Here is a 10,654-nt window from a genome sequence, read left to right as displayed (position 1 = left end):
AGGGCCTCATCCAGCGCCTCGGCGTCACCGGCGACCACGACGGACGACGGACTGTTGACGGCGGCGACCTCGACCCGCTCCGCCCACCGCTCCAGCTTCGCGGCCGCCTCGTCCGCGCTCAGCGCCACCGAGGCCATCCCGCCCCGCCCGGCCAACTCCTTGGCAATGGCCTGACTCCGCAGGGCCACCACCCTGGCCGCATCCTCCAACGACAGCGCACCGGAGACACACGCGGCCGCGATCTCACCCTGCGAATGGCCGAGTACGGCGTCGGGCCTGACACCGACCGAGGACCAGACGGCCGCCAGACCGACCATCACCGCGAAACTCGCCGGCTGGAGCACATCCACCCGCTCCAGCAACTCCGGCGAAACCTCACCCCGCAGCACCTCGGTCAGCGACCAGTCCACCCACGGCTCCAGCGCGGCAGCACACTCCGCGATCCGCGCCGCGAACACCGGCGACGAATCCAGCAGTTCACGACCCATCCCGGCCCACTGCGCCCCCTGGCCCGGGAACACCCACACGGCCCTGCCCGGAGCAGCCGGGCCCACGCTGCCGGTGACGACCCCGGCCGCGTCCTCGCCCCGGGCCAGCGCCCGCAGCCCGGACAGCGCCTCCTCGGCGGAGCCGGCCGTGACGACCGCCCGCTCGCCGAAGACGGCCCGTCCGGAGACGAGCGCCCCGGCCACCTCGGCCAGGGACACCCCCTCGGCACCGTCCAGGAACCCCGCCAGCCGCTCGGCCTGCCCGGCCAGCGAGGCGGCGCTGCGCGCCGACACCACCAGCGGCACCACACCGCCGGGGACCGGCGCCGGCTCCGCGGCCTCCTGCCGGGGCTCGGCCGGGGCCTCCTCCAGGATCAGGTGCGCGTTCGTCCCGCTGATGCCGAACGAGGACACGCCCGCCCGGCGCGGCCGGCCGTCGCGCGGCCACTCCCGGGCCTCGGTGAGCAGTTCGATGGCTCCCTCGGACCAGTCCACCTGTCGCGTCGGGGCGTCCACGTGCAGCGTCGGCGGCATGATGCCGTGGCGCATCGACTGCACCATCTTGATGACGCTGGCGACGCCCGCGGCGGCCTGCGTGTGACCGATGTTGGACTTCAGCGAGCCCAGCCACAGCGGCCGCTGCGCGTCACGGCCCTTGCCGTACGTGGCGAGCAGCGCCTGCGCCTCGATCGGGTCGCCCAGCGCCGTACCCGTACCGTGGCCCTCCACCACGTCCACCTCGGAGGCACCCAGCCCGGCGCTCTGCAGCGCCTTGCGGATGACGCGCTGCTGGGACGGACCGTTGGGGGCGGTCAGACCGTTGGAGGCGCCGTCCTGGTTGACGGCGCTGCCGCGCAGCACCGCCAGTACCCGGTGCCCGCGTTCCCGCGCCACCGACAGCCGCTCCAGCACCACCAGGCCCACGCCCTCGGCCCAGCCGGTGCCGTCCGCGCCGTCCGCGTACGCCTTGCAGCGGCCGTCTCCGGCGAGGCCCCGCTGGCGCGAGAACTCCACGAAGGAGACCGGGGTCGCCATGACCGTCGCACCGCCGGCCAGCGCCATGGAGCACTCGCCCTGCCGCAGCGCCTGCGCCGCGAGGTGCATGGCGACCAGGGACGAGGAGCAGGCCGTGTCCACGGTGACCGCCGGGCCCTCGAAGCCGAACACGTACGACACCCGGCCGGAGGCCACGCTCGCCGCCGTGCCCGTGCTGGCGAAGCCCTCCAGTTCGGGGGCGGCCACGCCGGCCCCGTATCCCTGGCTGGACACGCCGGCGAACACGCCGACGTCGGTGCCCTTCAGGGAGAACGGGTCGAGGCCGACCCGTTCGAGGGCCTCCCAGGAGGTCTCCAGGAGGAGCCGCTGCTGCGGGTCCATCGCGAGGGCCTCGCGCGGGGAGATCCCGAAGAACGCCGGGTCGAAGAGGCCCGCGCCGTGGACGAAGCCGCCCTGGCCGACGTACGAGGTGCCCGCGCTGTCGGGGTCGGGATCGAACAGGCCGTCCAGGTCCCAGCCCCGGTCGTCGGGGAAGGAGGACATGCCCTCGCGGCCCTCGGCCACCAGCCGCCACAGGTCCTCCGGACCGGCCACCCCGCCGGGCAGCCGGCAGGCCATGCCCACGATGGCGATCGGCTCGTCCGGGTCCACGGCGGCGCCCGCCACGGCCGGAGCGGGCGTGCCGGCGTCACCGGCCGCCTCGCCGAACTCGTCGCGCAGGTAGCCCGCGAGGGCCAGCGGCGTCGGGTAGTCGAAGACCAGCGTGGCCGGGAGCTTCAGGCCGGTCGCCTCACGCATGCGGTTGCGGAGCTCGACGGAGGTCAGGGAGTCGAACCCGGCGTCCTTGAACGCCATGTCGGCCCGGACCCCGCCCGGCCCGGTGTGGCCGAGGACGACGGCGGCCTCGGAGCGCACCAGGTCGAGGAGGAGGGCCTCGCGCTCCTCCGCGCCGAGCCCGGCGAGCCGGCGGACCAGCCCGCCGTCCCCGGCGGCCTGCGCCCGGGCCTGCTGCCGGCCGGAACGGACCAGGCCGCGCAGCAGGTGCGGTACGCCGCCACCGGCCGCGGCGCCGGTCCGCGCCCCGCGCAGGTCCAGCTTGATCGGTACGAGCAGGGCCCGCTCTGCCACCAGGGCGGCGTCGAAGAGCTCCATGCCCTCGGCCGCGGAGATCGCCAGTGCGCCGCCACGGTTCATGCGCGCCTGGTCGACGGCGCTGAGGTCGGCGGTCATGCCGGAGGTCTGCTCCCACAGGCCCCAGGCGAGCGACAGGCCGTGTTCCCCGGCGGCCCGGCGGTGGGCCATCAGCCCGTCGAGGAAGGCGTTGGCGGCCGCGTAGTTGCCCTGGCCGGCGGATCCGAACACGCCGGAGGCGGAGGAGAACACCACGAAGGCGGCGAGGCCGACGCCCCGGGTCAGCTCGTCCAGGTGCCGGACCGCGTCGACCTTGGGGGCGAACACCCCGGCCAGCCGCTCGGGGGTCAGCGCCCCGATCACCCCGTCGTCGAGCACCCCGGCGGTGTGTACGACGCCGGTCAGCGGGTGCCTGGCCGGGATCGACGCGAGCAGCGCCTGCGCCTGCTCGCGGTCGGAGACGTCACAGGCCACCACCGAGACGGCGGCGCCCTGTTCGCCCAGTTCGGCGGCCAGGGCCTGCGCGCCCTCGGCGGCCGGGCCGCGGCGGCTGGCCAGCAGCAGGTGCCGTACGCCGTGCCGGGCGACCAGGTGCCGGGCGACGAGGGCGCCCAGCGAGCCGGTACCGCCGGTGATCAGGACGGTGCCCCCGGGCGCGAACACGGCGGGGACGTCGGGGACCTGGGCGGCCGTCCGGGTGAGCCGGGGCGCCGAGAGCACGCCGGCGCGGACCGCGACCTGCGGCTCCCCGGCGGCCAGGACGGCGCCCAGCACCGGCTCGGCACCCGCCTCGGAGGCGGGGTCGGTGTCGATGAGGACGATCCGGTCCGGGTTCTCCACCTGGGCGACGCGCACCAGGCCCCACACCGCCGCGCCCGCGGGGTCGTCGACCGCGCCGTCGCCGGCGGGCACCGCGCCCCGGGTCGCCACGACGAGCCGGGACTCCTCCAGGCCCGTACCGGCCAGCCAGGCCTGGACGACGCCCAGCACCCGGGAGGTCAGGGCCAGGGCGGAGTCCTCCCCGCCGACGGCCTCCAGCAGCGCGACCGCCGGCACCCGGCCGCCGCGCTCCAGCGCGGCCACGTCCTGCGCGGTGGCCACCGGTGCCCGCTCCGGCTCTGCCACGGCCGCCTCGACCGGGGTCAGCGGGGCCCATTCCACCCCGAACAGCGCGTCGGTGACGGCCGGTGCGGCGGCGGCGCCGAGCTGCTCGGCGGAGACCGGGCGGGACACCAGCGAGTCCAGCGTCACCACCAGGCCGCCGGTCTCATCGGCGGCTTCCAGGGACACGGCGCCGGGCCCGCCGGGCACGAGCCGCACGCGCAGCACCGAAGCACCGGAGGCGCGCAGCTCCAGCCCGTTCCACGCGAACGGCAGCACCGCCTCCCCGCTCTCCCCGGCCTCGTCGGCGTCCGCCGGGGCGGCGAACATCCCGGTGTGCAGGGCGGCGTCCAGCAGCGCGGGGTGGAGGCCGAAGCGGCCGGCGTCGCCCCGCTGCTCCTCCGGCAGGGCGACCTCGCCGAAGAGCTCCTCGCCGCGCCGCCACACCGCCCGCAGACCCTGGAACGCGGGCCCGTACCCGTAACCGCGGCCGGCGAGCCCCTCGTAGAAGTCGCCGACCTCCACCGGCCGGGCGCCGGCGGGCGGCCAGGCGGCGAAGTCGAACCCGCCGCCGCCCCGCCGGGCGGCGGTGGACAGGGTGCCGGCGGCGTGCCGCGTCCACGCGTCCTCGTCGTCCGCGTCCTCGCGCAGGGAGTGGACCTCCACGGTGCGCGAGCCGTTCGCGCCCGGCGCGCCGACGGCGACCTGGACGCGGACCCCGCCGTGGTCGGGGACCACCAGGGGCGCCTCGATGACGAGCTCCTCCAGCACCCCGCACCCGGCCTCGTCTCCGGCCCGTACGGCCAGCTCGACGAGCCCGGTGCCCGGGACGAGGACGACCCCGCCGACGGCGTGGTCGGCGAGCCAGGGGTGGGTCCGCAGCGACAGCCGTGAGGTGAAGACGAGCCCGTCCAGCTGCGGCAGCCGAACGACCGCTCCGAGCATGGGGTGGTCGGCCGCCGTCTGGCCGAGCGCGACGGCGTCCGTCGCGGCGGCCGCTTCCTTCAGCCAGTAGTGCCGGTGGTCGAAGGCGTACGTCGGCAGGTTCACCCGTCCGGATGCGGCGGACCGCGGCAGGACCGCGCTCCAGTCCACGGCCGCGCCGCGGACGAACAGCTCGGCCACGGAGGCCAGCAGCGTCCGCTCCTCGGGGCGGCCGTCGCGCAGGGCCGCGACGGCCGTCACCGCCCCGGTGCCCGCGGCGGCGGCGCTCTCCTCGACCAGCCCGGTCAGTGCGGCGCCGGGGCCCAGTTCCAGGAAGAGGGTGGCGCCGGACTCCACGGCGGCGGCGATGCCCTCGGCGAAGCGCACCGGCCGGCGGACGTGCCCGGCCCAGTACTGCGGGTCGGCGAGCTCGCCGGGTCCGGCGAGCCGGCCGGTGACGTTCGAGACCACCGGGACGGCCGGCTCCTGCCAGGCCACGCCGGCCAGCTCGGCGGCGAACTCGGCCAGCATGGGCTCCATGCGGGCGGAGTGGAACGCGTGCGAGACCGCCAGCCGCTTCGTCTTGCGGCCGCGTTCGCGCAGCACGGCGGCCGCGGCGAGCACGGCGGCCTCCTCGCCGGAGAGCACCACCGCGGCCGGGCCGTTGACGGCCGCGAGCTCGACGCCGTCGCCGAGCAGCGGAGCGACCTCCTCGGCACCGGCGGCCACGGCGACCATCGCACCGCCGGGGGGCAGTGCCTGCATCAGCCGGCCGCGGGCCGCGACCAGCCGCGCCGCGTCGGGCAGGGTGAGCGCGCCGGCCGCGTGGGCGGCGGTGATCTCACCGACCGAGTGGCCGATGACCGCGTCCGGGCGGAGCCCCCAGGATTCCAGCAGCCGGAACAGGGCGCTCTCCACGGCGAACAGGCCGGCCTGGGTGTACACGGTCTGGTCGAGGAGCCCGCCGGCGCCGGGCGTCCGGCCGAGGACCACGTCCCGTACCGGGTGGTCGACCCGGCCGGCGAAGGCGGTGTCGAGCTGCTCGCAGGCCGCGTCGAACGCCTCGGCGAACACCGGGTGCCGCTCGTACAGTTCCCGGCCCATGCCGACGCGCTGCGAGCCCTGGCCGGGGAACACCCACACGGTCCGGGCCGGCCCGACGGCGCTGCCGGTCACGACACCGGCCGCGCCCTCGCCGCGGGCCAGCGCCTCCAGCCGGGTCACGGCCTCGGGCGCGGATCCGGCCAGGACGACGGCGCGCTCGGCGAAGAGCGCCCGCTCGGACAGCAGCGCCCGGCCCACCTGCGCCGGCGCCACCCCGTCGGCTTCCTTGAGGTACGAGGCCAGCCGCGCGGCCTGCCCGGCCAGGGAGCCGGGGGTGCGTGCCGAGACCACCAGCGGGACCACACCGGCGGCCTCCGGGTGGGGGTCGGCCTCGCCCGCGGCGGGGGCCTCCTCGACGGGGGCCTCCTCCAGGATCAGGTGCGCGTTCGTCCCGCTGATGCCGAACGAGGACACGCCCGCCCGGCGCGGGCGGCCGTCGCGCGGCCAGTCCCGGGCCTCGGTCAGGAGCTCCACGGCGCCCGCCGTCCAGTCCACCTCGGTGGTGGGACGTTCGACGTGCAGGGTGGGGGGCATCACGCCGTGGCGCAGGGCCTGCACCATCTTGATCACGCTGGCGACGCCCGCGGCGGCCTGCGTGTGACCGATGTTGGACTTCAGCGAACCCAGCCACAGCGGCCGCTGCGGGTCCCGGCCCTGCCCGTAGGTGGCCAGGACGGCCTGGGCCTCGATGGGGTCGCCGAGGGCGGTGCCCGTGCCGTGGGCCTCGACGACGTCCACGTCCGCCGACACCAGTCCGGCGCCGGCCAGTGCCTTGCGGATGACGCGCTGCTGCGAGGGGCCGTTGGGGGCGGTCAGGCCGTTGGAGGCCCCGTCCTGGTTGACGGCGCTGCCGCGCAGCACGGCCAGCACCTTGTGTCCATTCTCGCGGGCCACCGACAGCCGCTCCAGCACGACCACGCCGGCGCCCTCGGCCAGGCCCATGCCGTTGGCGCCGTCCGCGAACGCCTTGCAGCGTCCGTCGGTGGCCATGCCCCGCTGCCGGGAGAAGGCGACGAAGGTGCCGGGCGTCGACATCACCATCGCGCCGCCGGCGAGGGCCACGGAGCACTCGCCCTGGCGCAGCGCCTGCGCGGCGAGGTGGATGGCGACCAGGGACGAGGAGCAGGCCGTGTCCACCGACACCGCAGGCCCCTCGAAGCCGAAGACGTACGACACCCGGCCCGAGGCCACGCTGGGCGCCACACCCGTCCCGGTGAAGCTCTCCAGCTCGGGGGCGATGGCTCCGGCGCCCGTCCCGTAACCCTGGCTGCACACGCCGGAGAACACGCCGACGTCGGTGCCCTTGAGGGAGACGGGGTCGATTCCGGCGCCCTCCAGGGCCTCCCAGGAGGTCTCCAGCAGGAGCCGCTGCTGCGGGTCCATGGCGAGCGCCTCGCGCGGGGAGATCCCGAAGAACCCGGCGTCGAACAGGCCCGCGCCCTGGAGGAAGCCGCCCTGGTCGGTGTACGAGGTGCCGGGGTGGTCGGGGTCGGGGTGGAAGAGGCCCTCCAGCTCCCAGCCGCGGTCCTCGGGGAACCCGGAGACCGCGTCCCGGCCCTCGGACACCAGCTTCCACAGGTCCTCCGGGCCGGCCACGCCGCCCGGCAGGCGGCAGGCCATGCCCACGATGGCGATCGGCTCACCGGCGTGGTTCGACCCCTGCTTCTTCAGGGTGTGCAACTCGGCCGTGACCCGCTTGAGGTACTGGAGGAGTTTTTCGTCCGTGGCCATTCTTTTCGATTCCTTACGAAGTGGGGTGGGAGCGCGGGGCCTGAACCGGTGTCAGAGGAGCCCGAATTCGCCGTCGATGAATTCGAAGATCTCGTCTGCGGAGGCGGATTCCAGCTGGTCGGCGACCGTGGGGGCGTCCGACGTGCCGAGCGCTCCGTTGCACCTGGCCAGCAGTCCCTGGAGGCGCAGCGCGATGCCGGCCTTCATGGACGCGTCGAGGGTCAGGGTGCTGATCAGTGATTCGACGTCCTCCAGCCGGGAGTTCACCCGGGCCAGGGCGTCGTCGCCGATCCCGAGCCCGTCGCGCAGGTGGCGGGCGAGGACCAGCGGGGTGGGGTGGTCGAAGACCAGCGTGGCCGGGAGCTTCAGCCCCGTCGCCTCGCGGATCCGGTTGCGCAGTTCGACCGAGGTGAGCGAGTCGAAGCCGACGTCCTTGAACGCCGTCTCGGCCCGGACGCCCGCCGGGTCGGTGTGCCCGAGCACGAGCGCGGCCTGGGTGCGGACCAGGTCGAGGAGCAGGGCCTCCTGATCGGCCGGGTCGAGTTCGGCCAGCCGGCGCATCAGCCCGCCGCCGTCGCCCGCGGCCGCCGCCCGCGCCTGCTGCCGGCCCACGGGGACCAGTCCGCGCAGCAGGTGGGGTACGCCGCCGCGCGCCGCGGCGCCGGCCCGTACGCCGCGCAGGTCCAGCTTGGCCGGCACCAGCAGGGGCCGGCCGGCCGCGACGGCCGCGTCGAACAGTTCCATCCCCTCGGCGGGGGTGAGCGCCACGACCCCGTCACGGCTGGCTCGGCGGCTCATGCGCGCCTGGTCGTCGGCGCTGAGGTGGGTGGTCATGTTCGTCGCGTGCGCCCACGTGCCCCAGGCGAGGGAGAGGGCGGGCAGGCCGGCGGCCCGCCGGTGGTCCATCAGTCCGTCGAGGAAGGCGTTGGCGGCGGCGTAGCCGCTGCTGCCGGCGCCCATGAAGACGGAGGAGGCGGAGGAGTAGACGATGAACGCGTCCAGGTCGAGGCCCCGGGTGAGTTCGTCGAGGTGGCGCACCGCGTCGACCTTCGGGGCGAACAGCTTCGCCAGCTGTCCCGGGGTCAGCGCCTCGACCAGCCCGGCCTCGAACACGCCCGCGGTGTGGACGACGCCGGTGAGGGGGTGCTCGGCCGGGACGGAGGCCAGCAGGGCCTCGGCCTGTCCGCGGTCGGAGAGGTCGCAGGCCGTCACGGTGACGGCGGCGCCCTCGGCCGTCAGCTCGTCGACGAGTTCCCGGACCCCTTCGGCCTGCGGGCCGCGACGGCTCGCCAGCAGCAGGTGCCGTACGCCGTGCCGGACGACGAGGTGCCGGGCGATCAGGGAGCCCAGCGATCCGCCGCCGGAGACGAGGACGGTACCGTCCGGCGCGAACACCGCGGGCACGTCCGGGGCCTCGCCGCCGGTCCGGACGAGCCGGGGGACGGACAGGGTGGTCCCGCGGACGGCGACCTGCGGTTCGCCGCCGGCCAGGACGGCGCCGAGCACCGACTCCGCTCCCCCCTCGGCGGCGGGGTCGAGGTCGACGAGGACCAGCCGGTCGGGGTTCTCGGCCTGCGCGGCCCGGACGAGACCCCACACCGCCGAGGCGGCCGGGTCGGTCACGGTACCGCCGTCACCGGCGGGCACCGCTCCCCGGGTGGCCACCACCAGCCGGGACTCCTCCGGTCCGGCTCCGGCCAGCCAGGCCTGGACGGCGCCCAGCACGCGGGAGACCAGGGCCAGCGCCGCGTCCTCGCCGGCGCCGCCGACGGCCTCCAGCAGTGCGACGGCGGGCACCGGCCCGGCCTCGGCGAGGGCCGCCACGTCGTCGGCGTCGGCCACGGGCGCCCAGGACGGCGCGGCCTCGTCGGCGGACGACGTCAGCTCGGTCCACTCCACCGCGAACAGCGCGTCGGAGTGCCCGTTCCGGGCCGCCGTCTCCAACTGCTGGGCGGACACGGGACGGGAGACCAGCGAGTCCAGGGTCACCACGAGCCCGCCGGTCTCGTCGGCTGCCTGGAACGACAGCGCGTCCGGACCGCTCGGCGCGACCCGCACCCGCAGGGCGGATGCCCCGGCGGCGTGCAGGGCCAGCCCGTTCCAGGAGAACGCCAGCCGCGGCTCCCCCGTCCCCTCCTCCCCGGCTGTACCGGCCGGAGGGGCGAAGGTCCCGGCCTGGAGGGCGGCGTCCAGGAGGGCCGGGTGCAGACCGAACGCACCGGCCTCCTTGCGCTCCTCGTCGGGCAGGGCGACCTCGGCGAAGACCTCCTCGCCGCGCCGCCACACCGCCCGCAGGCCCTGGAACGCCGGCCCGTACGCGAGACCGTGGGCGCGCAGGTCGTCGTAGAACACGGGGGCGTCCACGTCGACCGGCTGCGCCCCGGCCGGCGGCCAGGCCGCGAAGTCGAAGCCCCCGGCGGGCGCGGCCGGGACGGGCGACAGGGTGCCGGTGGCGTGCCGGGTCCACTCCTCCCCGTCGGCGGCGTCCTCGCGCAGGGAGTAGACGTCGACCGGGCGGGACCCGTTCCCGGCGGGCGCGCCGACCGCGACCTGCACCCGTACGCCGCCGTGGTCGGGGATGACCAGCGGTGCCTCGATGACGAGCTCCTCCAGCAGCCCGCAGCCGGTCTCGTCACCGGCGCGCACGGCCAGTTCGACCAGACCGGTGCCGGGAACGAGCAGCACGCCGCCGATGGAGTGCTGGGCCAGCCAGGGGTGCGAACGCACCGACAGGCGGGAGGTGAAGACGAGCCCGTCGGACTGCGGCAGCCGGACGACCGCGCCGAGCAGGGGGTGGCCAGCCTCGGCCTGTCCGAGGGAGGCCGCGTCGGTGGCCGCTTCGGTGGCGTGGAGCCAGTAGTGCCGGTGGTCGAAGGCGTACGTGGGCAGCTCCACGCGCGCGGTGGCGGCGGGCAGGAGCGCGGCCCAGTCCACGGCCACGCCGCGGACGAACAGCTCGGCCATGGAGGTGAGCAGGCGGCGCATACCGCCGTCCTCACGGCGCAGGGAGCCGGTCACCACGGCGTCCGTTCCCATACCGTCGACGGTCTCGTTGATCGGCTGGACCAGCACCGGGTGGGCACTGACCTCGACGAAGACCGTGTGGCCCTGGGCGGTCAGTTCGGCGACGGCCGGGCCGAAGCCGACCTGGCCGCGCAGGTTGCGGTACCAGTAGCCGC

Annotated in this window: 2 protein-coding genes; both read right to left on the bottom strand. The window is 76.1% G+C overall.

Annotated elements, in window-relative coordinates; translation table 11 throughout:
- A partial coding sequence (locus WDV06_RS33960; RefSeq protein ID WP_395513670.1) for a type I polyketide synthase occupies nt 1–7,475 on the bottom strand: 7,475 nt, incomplete at its 3' end.
- Nucleotides 7,476–7,526: 51 nt separating this feature from the next.
- The coding region (locus WDV06_RS33955) for a type I polyketide synthase (RefSeq protein ID WP_395513669.1) at nt 7,527–10,654 on the bottom strand (3,128 nt) is incomplete at its 5' end.

This window comes from Streptomyces racemochromogenes (genome assembly GCF_044129415.1).
Taxonomy (GTDB): domain Bacteria; phylum Actinomycetota; class Actinomycetes; order Streptomycetales; family Streptomycetaceae; genus Streptomyces; species Streptomyces racemochromogenes_A.
The sequence above is the reverse complement of the archived record's forward strand: the minus strand, read 5'-3'. Positions and strand labels throughout refer to the sequence as shown.